Below are 26,055 nucleotides of genomic sequence, written 5' to 3' on the forward strand. Positions count from 1 at the left end.
CCTCTCGATCAGGCTTGTTTCAGCACGCTGTCGGCCCATGCGGCGAAATCGTCCATGATGATATTTCGATTCACCTCGTTCAGGCTTTCGTGGCGGGTCTCGGCGTAAACCTTTGAAACGAGATTCGAAAACCCCATCCTGTGCAGGCGCCCGGCGAGACGGCTGACCGCCTTGCCGCCGTCGGTGGCGGGATCCTTTTCGCCGCCGACTAGGCAGATCGGCAGGGTCTTGCGGACGCCGGAAAAATTGGCGTCGTCGGCACCTTCGAAGACAAAGCCGAACAGGTCTTGCCACATCGACACCGAGGCATCCCAGCCGCACAGCGGATCGGCGATGTATTTGTCGACTTCGGCCGCGTCGCGCGACAGCCAGTCGAACGGCGTCCGGGAATTGGGGATGGCCTTGCCCCAGGCCTGGAACGTCAGTCTCGGTAGCATGCGCGACGGCATGTCGGAGCCGAGCCGGAATTGTTCCCAGGCCAGGATGATTTGCGCGGCACGGCCGGCGAGCCCGGCAGATAAATTGGCGTTCCAGATGGCGGCGGCGTGCAGCCGGTTCGAATGATGAAGCATGAAATTCAGCGCGATGAGGCCGCCCATGGAATGGCCGAAGACGATGACCGGCAGGCCGGGATGGTCGCCGGCGATCAGGTCATGCACGGCGGCGACATCGGCGATGACCTTTGCGCCGCCAGCCGCTTTGGCGAATGTGCCGAGCGGAGCGTCTAGCGCCTTGGTTGCGCCATGGCCGCGATGGTCATGGGCATAGACATGGAAGCCGCACTCGCCGAGAAAGGTAGCGAAGCGGACATAGCGCGCCGCATGTTCGGCCAGTCCGTGATTGATCTGGACGACCGCCCGCGGGCGGCCCTCGGCGCGTTTCACGTAAAGGTTGAGCGCCGCACCGGTCGGCGATTGCAGCACGCGCTGCTGGCTGAATGACATTATCGATTCGTCTCCAACGCGTCTTTTACGCCTGCGAACGTTTGTGTGCTCCGACGCCGGTTTTGCGTCAATCCGTCGGCGGTGTTTCGCAGCGCTGTTCTTGCGTCGCAACGCGGGTATCGCAATTCTGACATGGAGAACTTGCTACCGAGAGAGGGCGGCAGTCTGTTGCCCAGCATTATTCAACCGGAGAGTACCCATGCGTACGCTGACAGGTCTTGTTTTTGGATCGGCGCTTGCCGCCGCGTCGCTGACGGGTGCTGCGCGGGCCGAGGTCATGATGAGCGGCTCTTTCGTCGCCGACGCCACCTGTCCAGCCACCCAGGCCATCAGGAGCGGCAGGAACCCCGGCAATATCGCGACCGATGCGGGACAGAGCTACGAGCTGCTGGCTGGCAACAAGGATGCTCCCACGCACTATCTGATCCGCGTGCCCGGGGCCGATCCGGAGCGCCGCTGGGTGAAGGTCGATTGCGGCCATGTTTCGGGCGGCAGCGCGTCCACGGAACCGGCAGCACCTGTGCCGGCCGACCAGGAGAAGCCTGCTGAGCCGGCTTCGCGAAAGCCCGAATATGTCCTCGCGCTGAGCTGGCAGCCGGCGTTTTGCGAAACCAGGCCCGGCAAGACCGAATGCAAGGCGCAGACCGCGGCCGGTTTTGAGGCGACGCATTTCACCTTGCATGGGCTGTGGCCGCAGCCGAAAGGGAATTTCTATTGCCAGGTGGCAGCGGCCGACAAGGCGAACGACAATCCGGCGCGCTGGCAGGACCTGCCGCCGGTCGAGCTTGAGCCGAACACGCGGTCGGAGCTCGATCGGGTGATGCCAGGCACCGCATCCGCTCTCGACAGGCATGAATGGATCAAGCATGGCACCTGTTACGGCAAGAGCCAGCAGGCGTATTTTTCCGATGCGCTGAACTTGACGCGCGCGGCGAATGCTTCACCGGTGCGTGATCTTTTCACGCAAAACATTGGCCGGGATCTGACCTCTGGCCAGATCCGCGCCGCCTTCGACAGTGCCTTTGGTCCCGGCGCCGGCGAGCGGGTTCGCGTCTCCTGTGTGAAGGATCCTTCGAGCGGCAGGCGGCTGATCGGCGAACTGACGCTCGGCCTGACCGGCCCGATCGGTCCGAACTCTTCGCTCAGTGAGCTGTTGCTGGCCTCAGTGCCGACGAACAATGCCGGCTGTCCGAAAGGCATCGTCGATCCGATCGAGTTCCAGTGACACGCCGAGCCCGTCTTAGCCCGAAGGCCGGTTCGAAATGCCAAAACAGTTTGCCGTTCGGCGCGGCATCGCCTACATAGCGCGCAACTTCCATTCAATCCGACATTCCAGTCGACTTTTCAGGGAAAGCGCGCGTGGCACGCCAGTTCATCTATCACATGGCCGGCCTCAACAAGGCCTACGGCACCAAGAAGGTGCTCGAGAATATCCACCTCTCCTTCTACCCGGACGCCAAGATCGGCATCCTCGGGCCGAACGGCGCCGGCAAGTCGACCATCCTCAAGATCATGGCCGGCATCGACAAGGAGTGGAGCGGCGAGGCGTGGCTGGCCGAAGGCGCCACCGTCGGTTACCTGGCGCAGGAGCCGGCGCTCGATGCGAGCAAGACCGTGTTCGAGAACGTCATGGAAGGCGTCGCCGCCAAGACCGCGATCATCGAACGCTACAACGAATTGATGATGAACTATTCCGACGAGACGGCCGACGAGTCGGCCAAGCTCCAGGACGAGATGGACCGGCTCAACCTGTGGGATCTCGAACAGCAGGTCGAGATGGCGATGGAAGCGCTGGGCTGCCCGCCCAAGGAAGCCGACGTCACCAAGCTGTCGGGCGGCGAGCGCCGCCGCGTGGCACTGTGCCAACTGCTGCTGCGTCAGCCCGACCTTCTGCTGCTCGACGAGCCGACCAACCATCTCGATGCCGNGCCGCGTGGCACTGTGCCAACTGCTGCTGCGTCAGCCCGACCTTCTGCTGCTCGACGAGCCGACCAACCATCTCGATGCCGAGACGACGGCGTGGCTGGAAAAGCATCTGCGCGCCTACCCGGGCGCGGTGATGATCATCACCCACGATCGCTACTTCCTCGACAATGTCACCGGCTGGATCCTCGAGCTCGACCGCGGCCGCGGCATTCCCTATGAGGGCAACTACACCAAATATCTCGAAGCCAAGGCCAAGCGGCTCAAGCAGGAGGGCCGCGAGGACGATGCGCGCCAGCGGGCGATCGGCCGCGAGCGCGAGTGGATCCAGTCCAGCCCGAAGGCACGGCAGACCAAGTCGAAAGCGCGCATCCAGGCGTTCCAGGATCTGCTGGATGCGGCCGACAAGCGGCGTCCGAGCGACACCCAGATCGTCATTCCGCATGGCGAGCGGCTCGGCAATGTGGTGATCGAGGTCGAGGACCTGTCGAAGGGCTTTGGCGACACGCTGCTGATCGACGACCTCGAATTCAAGTTGCCGCCCGGCGGCATCGTCGGCGTCATCGGCCCGAACGGCGCCGGCAAGACGACGCTGTTCCGCATGATCACCGGCCAGGAAAAGCCGGATGCCGGCACGATCCGCGTCGGCGAGACGGTCAAGCTCGGTTACGTCGACCAGAGCCGCGATGCGCTCGACCCGACCAAGACCGTCTGGGAAGAAATCTCGGGCGGCGCCGAAGTGGTCAAGCTCGGCAAGTTCGAGGCCAACACCCGAGCCTATTGCGCCTCGTTCAATTTCCGCGGCGGCGATCAGCAGCAGAAGGTCGGCAATCTGTCCGGCGGCCAGCGCAACCGCGTCCATCTGGCCAAGATGCTGAAGACCGGCGGCAATGTGCTGCTGCTCGACGAACCGACCAACGATCTCGATACCGAAACGCTGGCGGCGCTCGAAGACGCGCTGGAAAACTTCGCCGGCTGCGCCGTCATCATCTCGCACGACCGCATGTTCCTCGACCGGCTGGCGACGCACATCCTTGCGTTCGAAGGCGACAGCCATGTCGAGTGGTTCGAGGGCAATTTCGAGGATTACGAGCAGGACAAGATCCGCCGGCTCGGCCCCGACGCCGTCAACCCGCACCGCATGACGTACAAGCGGCTGACGCGATAGGGGTTTTTAGGGCGGCGAATTCTCAAATGATCTGAGGAGCTGAAATGGCAGACTGGTCCGCCGCCCAATATCTCAAATTCGAGGACGAGCGCACGCGGCCGGCGCGCGATCTCGCCGCGCAGGTGCCGGTGGCGGCGCCACGCCGGGTGGTCGATATCGGCTGCGGGCCGGGCAACTCGACCGAATTGCTGGTTGAGCGCTGGCCGGGCGCGCAGGTCAGCGGTTTGGACACCTCGGCTGACATGATCGAGAAGGCGAGGGCGCGTCTGCCGGATGTGGCCTTCGAACTGGCGGATGCGGCGGCGTGGCAGCCCGAAGAGCCGGTCGACGTGATCTTCGCCAATGCGGTGTTCCAGTGGCTGCCCGAGCATCCGGCGATCTTCCAGCGGCTGATGGGATTTTTGGCGCCCGGCGGCGCGCTTGCCGTGCAGATGCCCGACAATATGGGCGAGCCCTCGCACCGGCTGATGCGCGAGACGGCGGCTGAAATGCCGTTTGCCGAAAAGCTCGAGGGTGCTGCGCGCGGGCCGCTGCCGCCAGTGTCGTTCTACTACGATCTTTTGTCGCCGTTCTCCGACCGGCTCGACATCTGGCACACCGCCTACAATCATCCGCTGGCCGATGCCGGGGCAATCGTCGAGTGGGTGAAGTCGACGGGGCTGAAGCCGTTCCTCGATCCGCTCGAAGCGGACGAGCGACGGTTTTTTCTCACGCGCTACACCGCTGGGATAACCGAAGCCTATCCGAAGACGGCGAACGGCAAGGTGTTGCTGCGTTTCCCGCGCCTTTTCATCGTAGCACGGCGCGCTGCCTAGAAACGATTGGCCACACCGAGACGCACTGCCTGGCTGCGCTTGATTCGGTTTCGCCACAATGCGCATTTCAGCCACGCAAGGTTGTGGTCTTTTGCCTCAGGCCCTTGATTTAAGCCGGCTTAAACTAGCTTGATGCGAATCATGTTGCGCCGAACTCTCGCGGCGCCCACATCAAGCCGCAGCGCCTGCGCATGGGACGAACTGAAAATGCATCGCGTCATCATCAGCGGCATCGGCGTTGAAATCCCCGAGCCTTCGATCACCAATGAGGAATTGGTCGACAGCTTCAATGCCTGGGTCGAGATGGAGAATGTCCGCCGCCAGGCTTCGGGCGAGACGCTGCTGCAGAAATCGGACAGCGCCTTCATCGTCCATGCTTCGGGCGTGCAGACGCGCCATGTGATCGAGCGGGAAGGCATTCTCGACCCGACCCGCATGGCGCCGCGCATTCCGGCGCGGCCGGACGACGCGCTGTCGCTGGAAGCCGAGTTCGGTATCGCATCGGCCAGGAAAGCGCTCGACCATGCCGGCCTGGAGCCACCTGATGTCGACCTGGTGATCTGCTCGGCCTCGCATCACCAGCGGCCCTATCCGGCGATCGCCATCGAGATGCAGCAGGCGATGGGCACGAAGGGCGCCGGCTTCGACATGGGCCTTGGCTGCTCGTCGGCGGCGGCGGCGTTGCATATTGCGGTCAATCTGGTGCGGGCAGGCGCACACAGGCGCGTGCTGGTGACGACGCCCGAGATCATCACCGGCCATCTCAACTTCCGCGACAGGCAGACGCATTTCATCTTCGGCGACGCTTCGGTCTCGATGGTCGTCGAGGGGCTTGCCCAGGGCGACAAGCGGCCGGGACGCTTCGAGGTGCTCGACACCCGGACCTGGACGCAGATGTCCAACAACATCCGCACCAATCTTGGCTACTACACGCGCACCACCCAGGACGATCCGTATATGATCAACCTGGAAGGCAACCTGATCAAGCAGGTCGGCAACAAGGTGTTCAAGGAAGTCACCGTCGCCGGGCACAAGTTCATCGTCGAGTTCCTGGCCGAGCATGGGCTGACGCCGCAAGCGATCCGGCGCTTCTGGCTGCATCAGGCCAATGCCCGGATGAACGCCATGATCCTGAAGCTGTCGTTCGGCCACGAGGTCGACCATGACCGCGCGCCGATGGTGCTGGAGCGCCTCGGCAACACTGCCGGCGCCGGTGCAGTCGTCGCCTTGGCGGAAAACCACGCCGACATGAACGCCGGCGACTATGGCCTGCTCTGCGCCTTCGGCGCCGGCTATTCGATCGGCGGGGCGCTGTTGCGCATGCTCTGATCTACTTTGGCGCGAACAGCACCAGCATTAGAGGTCGCCGGTGTGTAATCGCATCAGTCTGCTTGATTGGAGCATCAGCGCTTTAGACTGGACCTGATGAACTCGCTGCGTCGCGTCATGCAAGGAATGAAGCCCATGCCGGATCTTTTCCCCCAGGCCGAAAACCCTGTCGAAATCATCCCGGCGCGGAAGCTGGCCGCGCGGGTGGCCGCGGTTTACGTCGCGCCATCGGATCATTTCGAGACACGCGCGGTGGATGATTTGCGGCTTGGCTTCGACGGCATCGACGGCGATTTCCACGCCGGCGCGACGCGGCGCTCCGGCGGGCGCGAGCCCTGGTATCCACGCGGCACCGAGATGCGCAACGAGCGGCAGCTGTCGATCGTGGCCGCGGACGAGCTGGCGATCGTGGCAGGGCGGATGGCCATCGCCGAGATCAAGCCGGAGTGGATCGGCGCCAATCTGTTGATCGAAGGCCTGCCGCATCTCTCGATGCTGCCGTCCGGCACGCTGCTGTTCTTTAAAGGAGGCGTCACCATCAAGGTCGACGCGCAGAACGGACCTTGCCGCATCGCCGGGCGATCGGTCGCCGAAAATGCCGGAATGGCCGACCGTGAAGCCGGCGCGCTGTTGTTCCCGAAGGCGGCAAAGCGGTTGCGCGGCCTTGTCGCCTGGGTGGAAAAACCAGGCCGCATCACGGCCGGCGAGGAGATTTCGGTGCGTGTGCCCGAGCAGTGGATTTACCGGGCCTGAGGCCAGGGATGGTCAGGGATAGTGCACCGGGCTGCACCAGGTCGGATCTCGGTGCTTTTGCCAATAGATCGCCATGAGGCGCCTGGTAATCGCACCGACCTTGCGGTCCGCGACCGGAACACCGTCGATCATCGTCACCGGCATGATGCCGCCGGCGGTCGAGGTGATGAAGACCTCATCGGACTGACGCAGCGCAGCGACGCTGACATCGGTCGCTGCAACGGCAAGCCCTGCCTCCGCGCAGAGATCGAAGACGGTGCGACGGGTGATGCCTGGCAGCACGCCGACAGCCGGCGTCGACAGTCCGCCGTCATCCACGCAAAAGACGTTGAAGCCGGGGCCTTCCGCGACATTGCCGTTGAAATCGAGGAGCAGTGCGGTCTCGGCGCCGCGGTCATAGGCGTCATAGAGGGCGAACGCCATGAAGCGGTTGATCGCGTCGCGCGGGTCGCGGCTGAAGGTCGGCGAGGCGCCGCGCGTGCACAGCATCTCGACATAAGCGGCGCGATGACCCGACAGCGCCACGCAATTGTGGAGGATTTCGGCCACGCCATCGCGGTCGAACGGGACCGTCATGCGCAGCTTTTCCAGCCCGCCGAAGAAGCGATCGAGATGCAGATCGAGGCGGAAGAAACGACCGTCCCAGACATGCACTGTGTCGTAGGTGGCGTCGGAGTGCAGGAAGCCCCAATCCAGCACCGAGATCTTGGCCTGCGACATCGGCAGATACTGCCCGTCCAGGAAGGCAACACCATCGGGGTAGGAGTGCGGGTCTGTATGATGGGCGGAGAGCGAGGGCAGTGGTTTGGCGTGCGGATCGATCAAGTTGCTCATCACGTCCTCCGTCAGGTCGTCTTCGTCGAACGCGATAGAGCGCTGCGGCGGTTGGCACAAGACACAGGCCGGGGTTGCGGATGAGCCATCGGGGTATCTGGTTATTCCTGGTCCTCATCCTGGAGCAGACGGGTGGCGCGCCAACGGGTCAGCACCCTGTTGGTCTGTTCCATGACGAAGAAACGCGCCGAGTCGCGATCGTAGCCTTCGGCCAGCAGTTTCTCGTAGTCGGTGTGCACATGACGGATATGGGCTATTGTCGCCAGCCATACGGCAATGCTCGGCGGCAAGCTCTTCATATGCACCGCGCCGGCGTCGGCGCGGATCTTCTCCATGTCGGCATAGGGCGCCAGCGGCAAAAGCGCTGTCAGCGCCTTGGCGATGGCGCGGTGGCGACCGGTCGGCGCGTTCATCGCCCGACCTGTCCGGGCCGGACCTGTCCGCGCTCGTCCCGTCCGGCAATTGTCGCGTCGGCAAAGGCATCGGTCGAAGCGAAATAAGGCTTGATGTCTACGACCGGCGTGCCGTCGAGCAGGTCGATGGCATCGAGATCGATACGGCCCGTTTCGATGTCGAGGGCGACGAGCCTGGCGATATGCAACCCGACCGGGTTCGGCCGGGCCGGGGAGCGCAGCGAAAAAACGCCCTTCGGTTCAGCCGCATGGCGGGGTTTCTGAACAATCAGGGTCCGCGGTGCGTGGTGCAGCCAGGACAGGATGATGACGTGGCTGGCGCGTTCAAGCCCGAGCAGGCCCTCGCGATAGGGCAGGTCGATCGTGAGAACTGCCGGCTTGCCCGTTTCCCGCGCGGCTTTCATGTTCTTGGGGCAAGTTTCCCGCGTGGTCCAGGGCGAGGCGATGCGGCCGATAAAGACGACATGGCCGTCCGGCGGCATATCGGCGGGATCAGTTTCCAGAAGCTTTTCGCCGCTGCGCGTTTCGAACATGGTTTTCGCCCCGATCCTGCTTCCGGCTGTGCGCGATCCGCCACGCATGCGTCATTTTCTTGTCCGGGAGCGACATAGCGCTTGCAAGGCTATCAAAATCGACATAAACATATGTTTATATCTTTTCAAAGAGAATGCTCGCATGCACGTCGCGCTCGACACCATGGTAGATACATTGAAGGCGGCGGCCGAATCCAGCCGATTGCGCATCCTGGCGTTGCTGTCGCGCGGCGACCTCACCGTTTCCGATCTCACCGAAATCCTCGGCCAGTCGCAGCCGCGCGTCTCGCGCCACCTGAAGCTTTTACTGGAGGCGGGGCTGATCGGCCGCTATCAGGAGGGCTCCTGGGCCTTCTTCCGGCTGTCGGATTCGGATGCGGCGCGGGACTTCGTGCTCAGGCTGGTCTCCGGTATCCGGGGCGCCGATCCGCAGGTCGAGCGTGACCTCGAGCGGTTGGCGGCGGTCAAGCGCAAGCGGCAGGATCGCGCCGCCGAATATTTCTCCGCAAATGCCGCGAGCTGGGATCACATCCGCTCGCTGCATGTGCCGGACCGCGCCGTGGAGGCAGCGCTGCTCAAGCTCGTCGGCAAGCGGCCGTTCCAGTCGATGCTCGACCTTGGCACCGGCACCGGGCGGCTGCTCGAGATCTTTTCGCCGCTCTACCGGCGCGGCATCGGCATCGACATGTCGCGCGAGATGCTGACGGTGGCGCGCGCCAATCTCGACAAGGCCGGCATTTCGAATGCGCAGGTGCGCCAGGGCGACATTTTTGCGCCGCCGGTCGAGCGCGACGCCTACGATCTCGTCACCATCCACCAAGTGCTGCACTATCTCGACGATCCCGCCCGCGCCATCCGCGAGGCAGCAAGGCTGCTGCGTCCGGCAGGCCGGCTGGTGATCGTGGATTTCGCTCCGCATTCGCTGGAATTCCTGCGCGACGCCCACGCGCATGTGCGGCTCGGCTTTGCCGACCGGCAGATCACCGAGTGGTTTTCCGAGGCCGGGCTCGACCTCGAAGAGAGCCAGGAATTCGAGCCGCGCGCCGGCAACGAACCCAGGCTCACCGTAAAACTGTGGCTCGGCCGTGACCAGCGCATGCTGATCGCCGATCCTTCCAACCACCCACAACCGGCCAATGCCTTTCCGATAGGGGAAACCGCCTGATGAACCAGTTCCGCTTTTCCCGCCGCCCTGACATTGGCGACAAGATCAGGGTTTCGTTCGAGTTCTTCCCGCCGAAGAGCGACGAGATGGAAGCAAGGCTGTGGGACACCGTCACCCGGCTGCAGCCGCTCAAGCCGAAATTCGTCTCCGTCACCTATGGCGCCGGCGGCTCGACCCGCGAGCGCACGGCGCGCACGGTCAAGCGCATCCTCAACGAAACGACGCTGACGCCGGCGGCGCACATGACGTGCGTCGATGCGGCGCGTCACGAGGTCGATGAAGTCATCCAGGAATTCGCCGACATGGGTGTCACCCGCTTCGTCGCCCTGCGCGGCGATCCGGCCGAGGGCGTCGGCGCCGCCTATCGTCCGCATCCGGACGGCTATGCCAACGGCGCCGAACTGGTGGGGGCGCTGAAAGGTGTCGGCGATTTCGACATCTCGGTCTCCGCCTATCCGGAAAAGCATCCGGAGAGCCCGGATTTCGCCACCGATATCGATATGCTGAAGCGCAAGGTCGACAATGGCGCGACGCGGGCGATCACCCAGTTCTTCTTCGACAACGACCTCTACGAGCGCTATGTCGAGCGGGCGCGGCGGGCGGGCATCTACATACCGATCGTGCCGGGCATATTGCCGGTCCACAATTTTACCCAGGTCGCCAATTTCTCGGCGCGTTGCGGTGCGCTGGTGCCGGCGTGGATGGCCGAGCGCTTCGACGGGCTGCAGACGGACCCGCAGACGCATGCGCTGGTGGCGTCCGCGGTGGCGGCCGAGCAGGTGCTGGACCTTGTCGAGCGCGGCGTCGGCGATTTTCATTTCTACACCATGAACCGCGCCGATCTGGTCTTCGCCGTCTGCCACATGATCGGCATCCGCTCGCATGAGGCTGAAGCCGCGGGGTCCGCCGCGGCGTAAGTCTCTGTCAAATCCGGGATGCAAAAAGGCCGGGTAAAAAACCCGGCCTTTTCAATGACTTGGACTATTTTGTGCTGTTTCCGTTGCTTGGCGGGTCTACGGAAGAAAGCCCATAATCAGCGCCCCGATGAATGCAAATGCAGCACAAATCATCAATGCGTTGATTGGCCTGGTAAGCCCCATGTCATAGCCTCCTCTTAAAGAGCTATGGCCAGAGTCTAGGGGCATTTCTGCCACAGGCAAGCGGAAACTATGCTGCAATGCGACGACAATGTGGAATTTGCGACAGGCCATTTGCCGTTAGGCATTGAAACTCTTCGGCAAAATCCCGCTTCGGCCCTGTGTACAAAATGTGACGGAGCTGGGGCAAGAATGGGTATGGCAGCGCTACCGCCGCTGAAAGTCGGAATCGATTTTCGCGTCGGTACGAAGATTCGAAAAGTTGGAGCGTCGTTTGGGCGTCCGATTGGACCCTCAAGCGTGTCAGGCCTGGGAAGCGACCCGCTTCAGCTTGTTGGTCATGCATGTCGTTATCGCAAACCGCTACGCACCCTCGGTTCAAGCCCGAGGGCGTGCTTTTGGGCGACATGCATCAGCGTCGGCCGAACAGGCGGCCGTCGATGGTGACGAGGCCGAGCGCGATCAGCGCCATGCCGCCGAGCTCGAACAATTCGAGCCGTTCGCCCAGGAACAGAAAGCCGAGCAGGATCGCGCTGGCGGGCACGATGAGCGTGACCAGCGAGGCGTTGGTGGCGCCGGCCGAGGCGACGAGGTTGAAATAGAGGATGTAGGCGAAGGCGGTGGACAGCAGGGCCAGCGCCAACACCGCCGCCCAGACCGGCGGCGAGGCCGAAAACAGGTTGGCAGTGCCGTGGCCAAGCAGCACGATCGGGATCATGATGATGGTCGAAGCGGTCAATTGTCCAGTGGCGATGACCGGTGACGGCACACCCTTGAAGCGGCGGGCGATCATCAGGGCCACCGCATAGGACAGAGAGGCGCCGACCAGCGCGAATTTTGCCCAGACCGGACCGCCCGGCCCGGCAAGCAGGCCCGGACCGATCATCACCGCCGTGCCGACGATGCCGAGCGCGATCCCGGCAAGCTTGTTCCAGGAGAGCTTTTCGTCTGATGTCAGCGCGTTGGCGAGGATCAACGTCCAGAACGGCGTCGTCGAATTGAGCACCGAGGCGACACCGGCGCCAAGCTCGGTCTGGCCGGCGAAGATCAGCGAGAACGGTATGACGTTGTTGACGAGCGCCAGCAGAAAGAACAGGCCGGCATGCGGCAAGGCGATGCGGAAGGACGGACCGCGCAGGCCGAGATAGAGATGCAGCGCCAGCGCCGCGATGGCGACGCGAAACAGCACCAGCACCAGCGGCGGAATCTCGGCAACCGCAATGCGGGCAAAGAAGAACGAGCCACCCCAGATCGCACCGAGCAGCAGAAGCTGCGCCCAGTCTTTCAAGACCATGGGGCCGCGCATTGCCGTCGTGGTTGTGATCGCCATGGAGAATCCTCCCGGATGGTTCTGAATGCCAAGTCAATCAGGCGTCTGTTCAGGCCATATCCTGTTTGATGGCAAGGGCCACCCGAAACCAGATCAGTGGACTAGCATTGCATCATCTGCCGTAGCGCCGCAGCGTCAGGGGTGCGAGACACAGAATTGTTTTCATTCCCGCATAGGTTGGATTAATTGTGCGCAGTCCAAGCCAAAGGGATTCGTCCATGCAGCAATTCGAAAATGCGCGCGAAGCGGCGCTGGCGCTTCGCCCGGACGATCCGATCTATTGCTTCCGCCCGCAGGTGCTGAAGGCGGACGCCAGGCAGTTCATGGGCATGTTTCCCGGCAAGACCGCCTATGCGGTCAAGACCAACGGCGAGCAGATCGTGCTGAAGGCGCTGGTCGAGGCCGGCGTCGGCGCTTTCGACGTGGCCTCGCCCGGCGAATTCGCCGCCGTGCGCGCGGTCTCGCCGGACGCCGAGATGCTCTACATGCATCCGGTCAAGGCACAGTCGGACATCAAGCTGGCGCTGGAGAAATATGGCATCCGGGTCATCTCGCTCGACCACGAGGACGAGATCACCAAGCTGACCCGCGTGGTGCGGGCGCTCGACATCGATCCGGGTGCGATCACCGTGTTCGTGCGCATCCAGACGAAAGGATCGGCCGCCTACGAACTGTCGAAGAAGTTCGGCGCCGGACCGGCCAATGCGGTCGAACTGGCCGAACGGCTGAACCGGACCGGCTACAAGGTCGGCTTGTGCTTTCATGTCGGCAGCCAGATCGAGGATCCCGACACTTATGAGCGCGCGCTGGCCTCGGCCGACTGGGTGCGCAACCGCGTCAGCTTCGACATTGCCGGGCTCGACGTCGGCGGCGGTTTTCCCGCCGAATACGGCCATGATCCCAACCGCAAGCAGGTCGAGATGCCGTCGCTCGGCCAGATCATGTCGCGGCTGTCGGGCGACCTCAAGGAATACCAGTTCGACCAGATGCCGCTGGTGGCGGAGCCGGGCCGGGTGATCGTGGCGCGCTGCCTGTCGCTGATCGTGCGCGTGCTGCTGCGCAAGGGCAAGCGGCTCTACATCAATGACGGCATCTGGGCGTCGCTGTCGGATTCATGGACCGGCAAGATCACGCTGCCGGCGCGCTTCATTCCAGACCCGGCGATCCGCTCGCGCAACGGCGAGGAGAAGACCATCGTGCCGTTCAAGGTGTGCGGCGCGACCTGCGATTCCGTCGACATCCTGTCGCGGCCGTTCTGGCTGCCGGCAACGGTCGATACCGGCGACTGGATCGAGATCGGCCATATCGGCGCCTATTCGCTGTCGCTGAGGACACGGTTCAACGGCTTTTATCCCGACACCTTCGTGGAGGTGACGACGCCGTTCGACGAAGGCGATGCGCCGCAAGGGTTCGCCAGCCTCGAGACGATGGCGGATTAGTGAATGGTGAATAGTGAATAGTGAATAGTGAATAGTGAATAGTGAATAGTTAATAGTGAATAGTCAGTAGTCAGTAATCAGCGGTGACTGCCTAATTCCACTGCCACTACCATTCACTATTCACTACCCACTAAGCAACGCCGCCGCCGGCCTGGATGTTCTCGCCTGTCAGCCAGCGGGCCTCGTCGGAGGCGAGGAAAACCGCGACATCGGCAACGTCGCGCGGCGCTCCGATCCTGCCGAAGGGCGACATCCCGGCGGCGATCGCGCGATCCCGCTGCGGAAGCAGGTCGGTGTCGGTAAAGCCCGGCGAAAGCGCATTCACGGTGACGGAGCGCGGTCCGAGTTCGCGAGAGAGGACGCGGACGAACTGCTCGACGGCTCCTTTGCTGCCGAGATAAAGGGCGGTCTGGGTGAAGAACATCTTGGTTCCACCGGTGGAAACCGCGATGATGCGGCCACCGTCGCGCACGCGGCGCGCCGCTTCCTGAAGCGTGAAGAAGGTGCCTTTGGCATTGGCGCCGAAGACTTGGTCGAAGTCGGCTTCGGTGGCCTCGACGAACGGCTTTATGACGGCGACGCCGACATTGGCGACGACGATTTCAATCGCGCCCATCTGCTTCTCGGTTTCATCGAACAGCCGGCGAATGTCGGAAGCGCTGGAGATATCGGCCTGAATGGCGACGGCTTTGCCGCCATTGTCGCGTATGGCAGCAACGGCTTCCTGAGCGGCTTTCTCGTTGCCGACATAATTGACGACCACGGCCGCGCCGTTTGCCGCGAGCCCCTCGGCGATGGCGCGGCCGATGCCGCGCGAACTGCCGGTCACGAGCGCGATTTTGCCTTCAAGCGAATGATACATAGCTGTCCCTTTCTCGTCTGGCTACGGCCGTTCCAAATCGAGCGGCGGCGTTCCATGTGGAAGTTAGGGGCATGCTATTGATCAGATAATAGCCTATGATCGAACAGCCTTGTTAAGTCTGGGGTACATAATGCGAGGGACCGAGTTTTCCGAGCTGAGGGCGTTCACGACGATCGTCGAGGAAGGCAGCTTTGTCCGCGCCGCGGCCAGGCTCAGGATTTCGCCGCCGGCGCTTAGCCAGACGATACGCGGGCTGGAGGAGCGTGTCGGTGTCCGGCTGCTCAACCGCACGACCCGCAGCGTGTCGCCGACCGCTGCAGGCGAAACGCTGTTTGCCCGCCTCGCTCCGGCATTCAGCGAACTCGAAGGGGCTGTCGCCGACGCGCATGCATCACGCGATCGACCGGCAGGCTCGCTGCGTATCAATGTTCCACGCATCGCCGCCATGCGTTTCATCGTGCCCATCCTCGGCGATTTCCGCCGCGCCTATCCCGATATTGCCCTCACCATCATCGTCGACGACATGCTGACCGATATTGTCGAGGGACGATTCGATGCCGGAATCAGGCTTGGTGAGCGGCTGCATAAGGACATGGTGGCGGTGAAACTCAGCGGGGAGCTGGAGATGGCCGCAGTGGCGGCGCCCAGCTATCTCGAGGATCACCCCATGCCCCGTCATCCCGCCGACCTGCACCATCACCAATGCATCAATTTCCAGTGGCCCGGTGGCGGCAACGTCTATCGATGGGAGTTCGCGCGAGGCCAACACGCTTTGGAAATAGCCGTGAACGGCGGTCTGACGGTCAACGACACGGAACTGATGATCAGGGCGGCCCTGGATGGGATCGGCGTGGCTTACATGCTGGATTACCAGGTTCGGCCGTGGATCGAAACCGGCAAGCTCATCCGTTTTCTCGAAGCCTGGTCGCCGAGATTTCCGGGCTTTTACCTATATCATACAAGCTCCCGGCAGGTTCCGCCGGCCTTGCGAGTCTTCATCGACTTCCTGCTTGCCAGGCGATGATGGATTAGTGAATAGTGAATAGTTAATAGTGAATAGTGAATAGTGAATAGTGAATAGTGAATAAGTCAGTAGTCAGTAGTCAGTAGTCAGTAATCAGTAATGCGCACCTAGTTCCATTCACCATTTACCATTTACCATTCACTACTCACTACTCACTACTCACTACTCACTACTCACTGCTCGCTAACCTGCTACAGCTTCGCCAAAAGCTCCGGTGTCGGCCAGCCGTCGACCGGCAGGCCTAGCCGCATCTGCTCCTTGCGGATCGCTTCGCGGGTGTTGGTGCCCAGGATGCCGTCGACCGTTCCCACGTCATAGCCTCTGGCCTCGAGCTTTGTCTGCAATGCCCTCATCTGGTCGCCGTTGAGGCCGGGTTCGGGATTGCGCGGGTCGAATTGCGGCGCACCCGCCAGCCGCGCGGCGAGATTTGCCGCGGTCAGCGCATAGGTGAAGGACTGGTTCCATTCGAGGTAGACGTCGAAATTGTCGTAGACTAGGAAGGCTGGCCCCTTGCGGCCCATAGGCAGCGCGAGGCCTGCCTTCAGGCCGTTGTCGACAAGCGGCGTGCTGTTCGGGTTGGTGACACCCCACTGAGCCCATTGCGCCAGCGGCAGCTTGTTGGTGCGGCCGGTCTGGTCCCATGGCAAGTCGTCCGGCACGCGGACTTCCTCGATCCAGGGCTGGTCGCGTTTCCAGCCGCGCGACGTGATCTTGTTGGCGGTGGTCATGATCACATCAGGCGCGCTGCCGCGCAGGTCGATCACTTCGTCGCCGTCGCCGTCGACGCCTCGGCCGAGATAGTCGGAAGGCAGCATCTGCGTCTGGCCGATTTCGCCCGCCCAGGCGCCGGTGACGTCGGCCGGGACCACGCCGCGATCGATCAGCGTCAACAATGGCACGATCTGGGGCCGGAAGAGCTGCGGGCGACGACAGTCGTGAGAGAGCGTGACCAACGCGTTCAGCGTTTGGAAATCGCCCTGCACGGCGCCGAAATCGGTTTCCAGCGCCCAGAAGGCGGCAATGACCGGGGCCTGAACGCCGAATTCGCGATCGGCGCGGGCAAACACGTCGGCATATTCCTTTAAAACGACCGCGCCCTGCTTCAGCCGATAGGCCGATATCATGCGGTTCGAAAACTCGATGAAGGTCTGGGTAAAGACGCCTTGGGCGCGATCTCGCGCCAGCACCTTTCCATCGAGAGCGGCGGTTTCCAGCGCCTCAAGTCCGGCAGTGCCGACGCCGGCGTTCTTCGCCTCGGCCACAACGCCCTGCTTCCAGGCCTGGAAATCGCCGCCGCATTGCTGTGCCACCGCCGGCGACGTGGCGGCCAGAAACAGCGCCGCGAGAATTTCCAAGCGCAATCGCATCGCCATCCTCCCGAGAAGATTACCGGCGGTTGCAGGCGTCCTTCATTAGCTGTGTCGAAAAGCAGGCTGCAGGCCCGCTGTCAACGGGTGTTCTGCCGCAGCCATTTGTTCCAGGTGGCTTCCGAGCCGTTGAATACGTTGATATCGGCCTTCCCTGAGATGCCCGGCACAATACCGGTTCCAGTGTACTGCCAGAAGGTGAACGGGTGGCTGCCGTATCTTTTGCGCGGATGGCCGGCCACCGAACGCAGCCAGTAGGGATAGCCGCGGAAGGCCGACAGGCCGTTGTCGTCGAAGAAATCGATCGAGGTGTAGATGATCGGCTTCTTGCCATAGTGCTTTTCGACGATTTCGAGGAAAGTGCTCATCTCGCTGCGCACCGTGGCCGCATTGGGGCGCAGCTTGCAGGTCGGCGATTGCGGGTTCCATTCCATGTCGAGAACCGGTGGCATTGCCGAGCGGTCTCTGGGCACGTTCTGGATGAACCAGCGCGCCTGCGTCGCGGCCGGTGTGCAGAAATAGTAGAAATGATAGGCGGCGCGCGGAATTCCGGCGGCTTTCGTGCGGCTCCAATGCTCGTTGAAATACGCGTCGAAGCGATCGCCACCTTCCGTCGCCTTGACGAAAACGAAGGAAATGCCGCTGGCCCTGGCCGCCGGCCAATCGACCGAGGTCTGGTATTTGGAGACGTCGGTGCCATGGACGGCATAGCTCCACGGCGCGCCGCTGTCCCACTCATGCGGGTCGGAGTCGTCAAAACGGGGTGCGCGCACCGCAACGCTCGGCGCGCCCGATGAGGGAGGCGCAAGATCGTCGACGGTCGAGCAGGCGCCCAGTAGCGTCAGCAAGATGAAAGCCGCGAAACGGCGCATCGCTACTCCTGAACCGGTTTCAGCCGGCCGCTGATGGGTTGTTGCTGCAGGTGGTCCCTCGACCGTGCCCCCAAGCGATCGCCCCACAGGACCGCTCTCCTATCCCTGGTGTATCGCTGATCATGGTTGATATTCCGTTGACAGCGCTCGACCAGAACCGCGATTTTGCCGAAGCAATGACGGCAAATCGATGGCATAGATGAGCTTCCGGGGGAATCGGAAAATGCAGATTGCTCTGAGGCTGGTGAAGTGGCTGCTCGGGCTGGCCGTATTGGCGGTCGCAGCACTCGCCGCCTGGCTTTACATCGCGCCGCCGGAACTGATCCGAGTCGGCTCGGGTTATACGGCCAAGATCGTCTGCTCGAATGTCTTCATCGCCGGACGCGATGCCGATGAGGTGCTCGCAGTCGACGTGCAGGCGCCGGGCCATCCACTGCTGCGGCTGATGAGGATGTCCGTCGACAAGGAACAGGGCACGGTTTCGGCCGGGCTGTTCGGCGTGTTCGGCAAGAGCGTCGCCGTCGTTCGAGACGGGCTTGGCTGCACCGCGGTTCCGGGCGGCGACATCGCCCGGGCCAAAGCAGTCGCCGGGCCGGCGCTGACACCGCCGCCGCCGCTCGACGCGCTCTGGCCGGAGGGCGACAAGGTCGACGCATCGCAAAACCCCGAGATCGCGAAAATCCTCGACGATCCTGCAATGACCGGCGCCGGTATGCGGGCGGTGGTGGTGGTCAAGAACGGCCGCATCGTCGCCGAGCGTTATGGCGCAGGCTTTACCCAAAAGACGCCGCTGCTTGGCTGGTCGATGACCAAGACGGTCAATGCCGCGATCGTCGGCACGCTGGTGAAGGACGGCAAGATGGTGATGACGAACCAGGGCCTGTTCGGGCCCTGGAAAGCGGACGGCCGCGCCGCCATCAGCCTCGCCGACATGATGGCGATGTCGAGCGGGCTGGAATTCAACGAGGATTATGGCGACGTCACCGATGTGACGCGGATGCTCTACCTCGAGCCTGATATGGCGGGCTTTGCCGGATCCAAGCCGCTGACCGGCGAGGTGGGCAAGGTATTTTCCTATTCAAGCGGCACGGCAGCGATGCTGTCGCGGCTTTGGCAGGATGCGGTCGGCGACAAGGACAAGGCGCTGGCGTGGCCAAGGATTGCGCTGTTCGACCCGCTCGGCATGCAGAGCGCGGTGCTGGAGACCGACGAGCACGGCACCTTCGTCGGCTCGTCCTATCTCTACGCCACCGCCCGCGACTGGGCGCGCTTCGGCCAGTTCCTGCTGCAGGATGGTGTCTGGAACGGCCAGGAGGTCCTGCCTGCGGGCTTCGTCGCCTGGATGCGGGAAGCCGCAACCGCCTCGAAAGTCTACGGCAGGGGCCAGGTGTGGATCGAGGGTCCGGGCGACGAGGAGAGCCCCGGCGCCGGCATCGCTGCGGGCCTGCCAAGGGATAGCTATTGGATGGAAGGCCATGACGGGCAGACGGTCGCCATCATCCCCTCGGCGCAGCTTGTGGTGGTGCGGCTCGGCCTGACGCCGGCCAAGCTCGGCTACCGGCCGCAGATCATGCTGGCAGCGCTGGTGAAGGCGCTGCATTAGAGGAATGCGGCGATCGCTCGCCGCAGAGTCTATGCAGCTGTCGCCAAAGGCCTTCCACGATCAATACGCGCCCGCCCGTCGGGCGAGGAGCGAAGCGACGCGACCGATCTTGGGATTCCGTGACCTTGGAGCGCTGCTGCGGTGCAGAACCTTCGATCGCGGAGCGAGGCGCCCCCCTCTGTCCTGCCGGACATCTCCCCCACAAGGAGGGAGATTGGCAGCTCGCGCGCCTCACCCTTCTTTCAACGTTGAAGATTGGCGAAGCCGGACGCGACATCTGATCTCCCCCCAAGTGGGGGAGATGTCCGGCAGGACAGAGGGGGGCGCGAAGGATCGCTACCGTTTTCGTTCTGAGCCGCTGCATCCTTCGGCTGATGTCACGGAATGGATCCCAGGGTCTGCGCCGTCGCTTCGCTCCTTGCTTGACCTAGGATGACGAAGGCGCGGGGGCTTATGGCTAATCGCAGACGTTGGAGATTGGCGGTTGCAGGCCGGTCGGCAGCGACCCTCCACAGGGCTCAGTCAAAGAGCAAATCCTCTGGGCTGCGGAACTAGCTGGCGATCTTGATCACGGCCAGCCAGGCGTAACCGCGATAAAGCGTTCTAAACCGAAGGGTTGCGCCCACTCTTGCAGATTCTGATTGCAGGACGTCCCGCAGGGCCTCGCGCGGCTCGACGTGGAATTTTCTCAGCCAGCCGCGCAGCAGCGTGCGGAACCAGCGGGGCAGGGCCTCCTGCTGGCCGAAATCGACGACGTGCAGCGAGCCGCCGGGTGACAGGGCTGCAAGTGCCGCGGAAATCGTCTTCTCCCAGCCGGGGATCATCGACAGCGAATAGGAGACAAAAATGCGGTCGAAACTTTCGACGGAAAATAGCGCCTTCGCGTCGAAATCGGTGGCGTCGCCGCGCGCCAGCTTGACGCGGCCGGAAAGACCTTCGCGGGCAATGGCAGCAGTGGCCGTTTCCAGCATTTCGGCTGAAATATCGAGACCGAAGAAGCGGGCGTCGGGATAAAGGCGGGCGGCGAGGACTATGTTGCGGCCGGTGCCGCAGCCAAGCTCGAGCACGGTGCCGCCGGCCGGCACTTCCAGCGCTGATATCAACCGGTCGCGGCCGAGCAGGTAATATTTGCGGGTCAGGTCGTAGGCGTGGCGCTGCCAGCGGTAGACGCCGTCCATCAGCTCGGCGTGCCCGGCCGGCGGTTCGCCGTGCCTGGCCGGCAGTTCGGTCGCGCTCATGCGGCTTGCTTCACATAAAGGTGGAAGCCGCCATAGATGGCCGAACGGTCGCGGGCCGAGAATTCGCGCGACGCCTCGTCCGCATAGCTCCACTGGTCGAGCAGCGAATTCGAGACCCGGCCGGGCAACAGGCTGGGTTCGGCCGCGGTGCGGAAGATGACGCGAGCATCGGTCGACGCGGTACGGGTGATCTCGGCCCACAGCGCATTGAGCTGGTCGTCGGTCATCCAGTCCTGCGCGTCGAGCAGGACGAAGCGGTCGACCGAACCGGCATCCTTGCCGGCAAGGAACTCGATCAGATTGGCATGGTGGATGGCGACGCGGTCGACATTGTTGCGGATTGCCTGGTAGTTGCGTTTTTCGAGGTAGGCAGGCAGCGCCGCCTCGCCGGGATTGGGGTAGCGGCGGGCAAAAGCCTGCCAGGCGAAATAGTTGTTCTCCAGCGGAAAATCGCAGGCGAGCTTTTCCAGCCGGGCCTTCAGCACGCTGGCCATGGTGCCGTCGCCCGAGGTGATCAGCGAATCGTACTGCGCCGGCGGAATGCCGAGGCCGAACAGCGAGGCTTTTCGCGATGTTGCCCATTTCAGCAGCGGTTTTTCGAAGACCGGCGCCAGCTCGTCGTCGAAGAAGCGGCGCTGGTCGGCCAGGCTTTTGGCTTCCATGATGCCGGCCGGATCGACGCCGAAGAATTTGGCGGTGCGGTGGCCCATGGCGATGAACAGGCCGAGCAGTCCGGTCTGGTAGAAATTGCGGTCGAAGACGGCGATGCGGCGACGCCGGCGCCAGTTGCGATGTTCCCAGTAATGGCGGCTGACCGGGTCGAGATGCGGCGCGATGAAACGGTCGTAGGCTTGCGAATTGTGACGGGTCTCGGCAGCGCCGAAGAAACGGAACAGGTCGCCCTGCGACGGCAGATGGCGCACCGCTTCCAGCTTCATGCGGTTCAGCGCGATATGGGCGGCGTTGAGATCGACGGCGTCGACCCTTTCGGGTGACCGGGTGAGATAGGCAAGGATGTTACAGCCGCCCGACGCGATGGTGACGACGCGGTGGCCCTGGCCAAGCTGCATCGCCTCCATGTCGACGTCGGGGTCTTCCCAGATCTGCGGATAGACCAGGCCGGAAAACAGCAAGGCGAAGAGCCGCTCGGAGAGGCCGGCCTTAGACAGCGGGCGGTTCTGGTAGACGGCCTTGCCAACTTGCTTGCCGCGGCGAAAAACCAGTTCTCCGGAAACATCCGTCATGACAAGGCGATTCCCCGTTTGCTCTGGCGCAAGCGGGTAGCGCAGGTGGATGACAGGCCGGTGACAGTCTGTTGAGGCGAGTTCAGGCGTTGCCAAATCCGCCCGGCGTCGGCGTCGTCACGATGACGGCTTCACCGGCCTCGAGCACCGTCTGGTCGCAAGCCTTCAGGACTTCGATGCGGCCATCCTTGCGGCGAACCTTGGTCGAGCCGACCTCGCCATCGCCGCCGCCGTCCAGGCCTTGCGGCGGGCGATTGCGATGTGAGGACAGGATCGCGCATTCCATCTTTTCGAGGAAACGGATGGTGCGCTCGGTGCCGTCGCCGGCACTCCATTTGCCTTTGCCGCCGGAGCCTTCGCGGATGTGGAAATCCTCGAGCAGGACGGGGAACCGCAACTCCAGCACTTCCGGGTCGGTCAGGCGCGAATTGGTCATGTGGGTGTGGACACCGGAGGTGCCGGCAAAGCCGCGACCGCTGTTCATCCGGCCTGCCGGCGAGCCGGAGCAGATCGTCTCGTAATACTGGTACTGCTTGTTGCCGAAGGTGAGGTTGTTCATCGTGCCTTGCGCATTGGCCATCGCGCCCATGGCGCCGAACAGCGCATTGGTGACATGCTGCGAGGTCTCGACATTGCCGGCGACGACCGCGGCCGGGTAGGTCGGCTTCAGCATGCAACCTTCGGGAATGATGATGTTGATCGGTCTCAGACACCCGGCATTCATCGGGATCATGTCCTCGACCATGACGCGGAACGCATAGAGCACGGCTGCGCGGGCGACCGGCTCGGGGGCGTTGAAGTTGTTCTTCATGACCGGCGATGTGCCGGTGAAGTCGACGGTTGCCTCGCGCTTTTGCCGGTCGACCGATATCTTCACCTTGATGATTTGGCCGGTGTCGGTCGGATACTCGTATACGGAGCTGTCTGGCAGCCGCTCCAGCACGCGGCGCACGCTTTCGGCGGCATTGTCCTGGACATGGCCCATATAGGCCTCGACCACGCCAAGGCCGAAATGCGCGACCATCTCGCGCAACTCGGCAACGCCCTTTTCATTGGCGGCAACCTGCGCCTTGAGGTCGGCGATGTTCTGGTGCGGATTGCGCGCCGGGTAGGGGTGGTCGGTGAGCAGCGTCTCCAGCTCCTTCTCGCGGAACCGGCCGCGATCGACGATGCGGAAATTGTCGAACAGCACGCCTTCCTCGTCGACGGTGGTGGCGAGCGGCGTCATCGAGCCGGGCGCCGTGCCGCCAATGTCGGCATGATGGCCGCGCGAGGCGACGTAGAAGAGGATCTTTGGCGATTGGCCGATCTCCCCCCTTGTGGGGGAGATGCCCGGCAGGGCAGAGGGGGGCAACGTCGAGCGCTCAGCTTCGCGGTATGCCGGCTCGCCAATTGGAGGCGTTGGCGGGACAGCGCCCCCCTCTGTCGGCTTCGCCGACATCTCCCCCACATGGGGGGAGATTGGGCGCCCATCCTCAAAGACCGGCGTCACCACGGTGATGTCGGGCAGATGTGTGCCGCCATTATAAGGCGCATTCAGTGCAAAGACGTCGCCGGGGTGAATGTCGCCGGAGTTGAGCCGGATGATGGTTTCCACCGAACGGTCCATGGAGCCGAGATGCACCGGCATGTGCGGCGCATTGGCGACCAGCGCGCCATTGCGGTCGAAGACGGCACAGGAGAAATCCAGCCGTTCCTTGATGTTGACCGAATAGGCGGTGTTTTGCAGCGTCACGCCCATCTGTTCGGCGATCGACATGAACAGGTTGTTGAACACCTCCAGCATGACCGGATCGGCCTCGGTGCCGAGCGCCGCCAGCCGGCGCTTTTTCTCGATGCGACGCAGGAGCACGTGGTTCCTGGCGGTGATTTCGGCCTGCCAGCCCGGCTCGACGACGATGGTCTGGTTCGGTTCGATGACCAGGGCCGGGCCGCCTAGCTTGTGCCCCGGTTTGAGCGCCTCGCGGCGGAAAATGCCGGCGTCTCGCCAGGTGCCGTCGATGAAGATTTGCCGATTTTCCGAAGGGTTTGCGGCGATGTCCTCAAAGATTGAATCACTTTCCTCGCGGCCGGCGGCGCCGCTGTCGATACCTTCGACGCCGACCGATTCCACGATCATCGGCTTGTCGTCATAGACGAAGCCGAACTGCGCCTTGTGCGCTGATTCGAAATCCGCCTTGGCGCGTGCGATCGAACCGTGCTCGAAATTCACCGGCAGCGCGGTGTCGGTGCCGTCGTAGCGGATCTGCAGCACCGGTTTCGAGGCGACGGCGTTCTCGGCAATGCCTTGCGCGGCAAGTTCGTCGATGACGGCTTTGCGCAGCGTCGCGATGAGCTCGTCGATTGCCGGCCTGGACACTTCCGCCAGCGGTTTCAGCAGCGCCTGCTGGCGCGACGAAAAAATCGAGGACAATCCAATGCCATAGGCCGACAGCAGGCCGGAGAAGGGATGGATCAGCACCGCCTCCATGCCGAGTGCGTCGGCAACGAGGCAGGCGTGCTGGCCGCCGGCGCCGCCAAAACAGTTCAGGAGATACTCGGTGACGTCGTAGCCGCGCTGCACGGAAATCTTCTTGATGGCGTTGGCCATGTTTTCGACGGCGATGGTGACGAACCCTTCGGCGACCGCCTCCGGCGTGCGGCCGTCGCCGATTTCGGCGGCGAGTGCGGCGAATTTCTCGCGCACGGTTTGCACATCGAGCGGCTCGTCCTGGCCGGGTCCAAAAATGGCCGGGAAGAAGTCGGGCTGCAGCTTGCCCAGCATGACATTGGCGTCGGTGACGGCCAGCGGGCCGCCGCGCCGGTATGCGGCCGGGCCGGGATTGGCGCCGGCCGAATCCGGCCCGGCGCGAAAACGGCCGGCCTCGTAGTGCAGGATGGAGCCGCCGCCGGCGGCGACGGTGTGAATGCGCATCATCGGCGCGCGGATGCGCACGCCGGCAACCTCGGTGTCGAAGGCGCGCTCATAGTGGCCGTCATAATGAGCGACGTCGGTTGAGGTGCCGCCCATGTCGAAGCCGATGACCTTGTCGAAACCGGCGAGCTTTGCTGTCTCGACCATGCCGACGACGCCGCCGGCCGGACCGGACAGCAACGCGTCCTTGCCCTGGAACATATCGGCGGCGGTAAGGCCGCCGGATGACATCATGAACATCAGGCGAGGGGATTCCCTCCCCCTTGAGGGGAGGGTGGCGGCGAAGCCGCCGGGTGGGGTCGGCTCGACTGGGTTCGACTCGTTGGCGGTGCCTTCTGAGATGACCCCCTCTGGCTGCTGCGCAGCCATCTCCCCCTCGAGGGGGGAGAGGACGCCCAGTTCTTCTGCCACCCCCTGCACATAGCGCGACAGAATCGGCGACAAATATGCGTCGACCACGGTCGTGTCGCCGCGGCCGACCAGCTTGATGAGCGGCGAGACCTCGTGACTGACCGAGATCTGCGAAAACCCCAGTTTCCTGCAGACTTTTGCAACCGCCTTTTCGTGGTCGGGATATTTCCAGGCATGCATGAACACGATCGCCACCGCGTCGATGCCGTCGGCCCTGGCTTGTTCGATGGCCGGGCGCATGGCGGCGATGTCGAGCAGCCTTTCGACGCGGCCGTCGGCGCGCACGCGCTCATCGACCTCGATGACGCGCTCGTTGAGCTGTTCGGGAAGGATGATCTGCTTGGCGAAGATATCGGGCCGCGCCTGATAAGCGATCCTCAGCGCGTCGCGAAATCCCCTGGTGATGAGCAGCAGCACACGGTCGCCCTTGCGCTCCAGAAGCGCGTTGGTGGCAACGGTGGTGCCCATCTTGATGTCGCCGATCAGGCCGGATGGGATCGGCGCGCCGGATTTTAGCCCGAGCAGATCGCGAATGCCCTGGATGGCGGCGTCGGCATAGGCTTCGGGATTTTCGGATAGCAGCTTGCGCGGGTGCAGCCCGCCTTGCGGGTCCCGGCCGATGACATCGGTGAAGGTGCCGCCGCGGTCGATCCAGAAATCCCATTTGGCGGTCACGGCAGCTCTCCCGGGCATTTTATTGATTCCAATGTGCTAATTCGCCATGTTCTGGTGTTAATTCGCCATGGCTTCGCCGGCAACGCAAAAGCAGATGATGTT

20 protein-coding genes and 1 pseudogene are annotated in these 26,055 nt (G+C 63.2%); 10 read left to right on the plus strand and 11 right to left on the minus strand.

Translation table 11 applies throughout. From position 1 onward, the window contains the following. Positions 1-8: 8 nt before the first annotated feature. Positions 9-944, minus strand: a complete 936-nt coding sequence (locus X738_RS55300; RefSeq protein ID WP_023798703.1) for an alpha/beta fold hydrolase — start codon at positions 942-944, stop codon at positions 9-11. A 199-nt stretch (positions 945-1,143) separates the two neighbouring features. Between X738_RS55300 and X738_RS55305 the strand changes: the two genes are divergently transcribed. From X738_RS55305 to X738_RS55325, 5 genes and pseudogenes are all read left to right on the plus strand, one after another. Next, positions 1,144-2,169: a ribonuclease T2 family protein gene (locus X738_RS55305; protein ID WP_023798704.1), complete on the plus strand. Its 1,026-nt coding sequence runs from the start codon at positions 1,144-1,146 to the stop codon at positions 2,167-2,169. Between the two features lie 134 nt (positions 2,170-2,303). After that, a pseudogene (gene ettA / locus X738_RS55310) lies at positions 2,304-4,035 on the plus strand (energy-dependent translational throttle protein EttA). A gap of 44 nt (positions 4,036-4,079) precedes the next feature. Then, entirely contained in the window at positions 4,080-4,850 is a 771-nt protein-coding gene (gene tam / locus X738_RS55315) for a trans-aconitate 2-methyltransferase (protein WP_023798705.1), read from the plus strand. A 207-nt stretch (positions 4,851-5,057) separates the two neighbouring features. Then, positions 5,058-6,179 (plus strand): beta-ketoacyl-ACP synthase III, encoded by a 1,122-nt coding sequence (locus X738_RS55320; RefSeq protein ID WP_023798706.1) that lies wholly within the window; start codon positions 5,058-5,060, stop codon positions 6,177-6,179. Positions 6,180-6,314: 135 nt separating this feature from the next. Beyond that, complete coding sequence (locus tag X738_RS55325; RefSeq protein WP_023798707.1) at positions 6,315-6,932, plus strand: MOSC domain-containing protein; 618 nt, start codon at positions 6,315-6,317, stop codon at positions 6,930-6,932. Between the two features lie 12 nt (positions 6,933-6,944). Here the strand turns inward: X738_RS55325 and X738_RS55330 are convergent, their stop codons facing one another. The 3 genes from X738_RS55330 to tsaA form a co-directional block, all read right to left on the minus strand. Then, entirely contained in the window at positions 6,945-7,766 is an 822-nt protein-coding gene (locus X738_RS55330; protein ID WP_023798708.1) for an aminotransferase class IV, read from the minus strand. A gap of 101 nt (positions 7,767-7,867) precedes the next feature. Continuing rightward, positions 7,868-8,179: a DUF2293 domain-containing protein gene (locus X738_RS55335; protein WP_023798709.1), complete on the minus strand. Its 312-nt coding sequence runs from the start codon at positions 8,177-8,179 to the stop codon at positions 7,868-7,870. After that, complete coding sequence (gene tsaA, locus X738_RS55340) at positions 8,176-8,712, minus strand: tRNA (N6-threonylcarbamoyladenosine(37)-N6)-methyltransferase TrmO (protein ID WP_023798710.1); 537 nt, start codon at positions 8,710-8,712, stop codon at positions 8,176-8,178. Before tsaA ends, X738_RS55335 begins: the two co-directional genes overlap by 4 nt. Before the next feature lie 142 nt (positions 8,713-8,854). Here tsaA and X738_RS55345 point away from each other — a divergent pair, with 142 nt between their 5' ends. Continuing rightward, positions 8,855-9,877, plus strand: a complete 1,023-nt coding sequence (locus X738_RS55345) for an ArsR/SmtB family transcription factor (protein WP_023798711.1) — start codon at positions 8,855-8,857, stop codon at positions 9,875-9,877. Next, a complete protein-coding gene (metF, locus tag X738_RS55350) occupies positions 9,877-10,794 on the plus strand; it encodes a methylenetetrahydrofolate reductase [NAD(P)H] (protein WP_023798712.1) in 918 nt (305 codons plus the stop codon). The genes X738_RS55345 and metF overlap by 1 nt, the downstream gene beginning before the upstream one ends. Positions 10,795-11,386: 592 nt before the next feature. Here the strand turns inward: metF and X738_RS55355 are convergent. Beyond that, positions 11,387-12,304 (minus strand): DMT family transporter, encoded by a 918-nt coding sequence (locus tag X738_RS55355; RefSeq protein ID WP_023798713.1) that lies wholly within the window; start codon positions 12,302-12,304, stop codon positions 11,387-11,389. 218 nt (positions 12,305-12,522) lie between these two features. Between X738_RS55355 and X738_RS55360 the strand changes: the two genes are divergently transcribed. Next, positions 12,523-13,743: an alanine racemase gene (locus X738_RS55360; protein ID WP_023798714.1), complete on the plus strand. Its 1,221-nt coding sequence runs from the start codon at positions 12,523-12,525 to the stop codon at positions 13,741-13,743. A 130-nt stretch (positions 13,744-13,873) separates the two neighbouring features. Here X738_RS55360 and X738_RS55365 read toward each other — a convergent pair whose 3' ends face one another. Then, the gene (locus tag X738_RS55365) at positions 13,874-14,605 is read right to left on the minus strand and encodes an SDR family oxidoreductase (protein ID WP_023798715.1); all 732 of its coding nucleotides are present in this window, start codon (positions 14,603-14,605) and stop codon (positions 13,874-13,876) included. A gap of 130 nt (positions 14,606-14,735) precedes the next feature. Between X738_RS55365 and X738_RS55370 the strand changes: the two genes are divergently transcribed. Next, a complete protein-coding gene (locus X738_RS55370) occupies positions 14,736-15,629 on the plus strand; it encodes a LysR family transcriptional regulator (RefSeq protein ID WP_023798716.1) in 894 nt (297 codons plus the stop codon). 191 nt (positions 15,630-15,820) lie between these two features. Here the strand turns inward: X738_RS55370 and X738_RS55375 are convergent, their stop codons facing one another. Together X738_RS55375 and X738_RS55380 are read right to left on the minus strand one after the other, a co-directional pair. After that, positions 15,821-16,996 (minus strand): lytic murein transglycosylase, encoded by a 1,176-nt coding sequence (locus X738_RS55375; RefSeq protein WP_023798717.1) that lies wholly within the window; start codon positions 16,994-16,996, stop codon positions 15,821-15,823. Positions 16,997-17,076: 80 nt separating this feature from the next. Then, positions 17,077-17,868: a glycoside hydrolase family 25 protein gene (locus tag X738_RS55380; RefSeq protein WP_023798718.1), complete on the minus strand. Its 792-nt coding sequence runs from the start codon at positions 17,866-17,868 to the stop codon at positions 17,077-17,079. A 223-nt stretch (positions 17,869-18,091) separates the two neighbouring features. On the opposite strand from X738_RS55380, the gene X738_RS55385 reads away from it, so the two are divergent. Beyond that, positions 18,092-19,471: a serine hydrolase domain-containing protein gene (locus X738_RS55385; protein ID WP_023798719.1), complete on the plus strand. Its 1,380-nt coding sequence runs from the start codon at positions 18,092-18,094 to the stop codon at positions 19,469-19,471. A gap of 551 nt (positions 19,472-20,022) precedes the next feature. Here the strand turns inward: X738_RS55385 and X738_RS55390 are convergent. The 3 genes from X738_RS55390 to X738_RS55400 all read right to left on the minus strand — a co-directional run bounded on the left by X738_RS55390 (position 20,023) and on the right by X738_RS55400 (position 25,953). Further along, entirely contained in the window at positions 20,023-20,709 is a 687-nt protein-coding gene (locus tag X738_RS55390) for a class I SAM-dependent methyltransferase (protein ID WP_023798720.1), read from the minus strand. Further along, positions 20,706-21,953, minus strand: coding sequence for a DUF3419 family protein (locus X738_RS55395; protein ID WP_023798721.1), 1,248 nt, complete (start codon positions 21,951-21,953; stop codon positions 20,706-20,708). The genes X738_RS55390 and X738_RS55395 overlap by 4 nt, the downstream gene beginning before the upstream one ends. 82 nt (positions 21,954-22,035) lie before the next feature. Continuing rightward, positions 22,036-25,953, minus strand: a complete 3,918-nt coding sequence (locus tag X738_RS55400) for a hydantoinase B/oxoprolinase family protein (RefSeq protein ID WP_023798722.1) — start codon at positions 25,951-25,953, stop codon at positions 22,036-22,038. Positions 25,954-26,055 lie beyond the last annotated feature (102 nt).

It is taken from the genome of Mesorhizobium sp. L48C026A00, from assembly GCF_000502375.1.
GTDB lineage: Bacteria > Pseudomonadota > Alphaproteobacteria > Rhizobiales > Rhizobiaceae > Mesorhizobium > Mesorhizobium muleiense.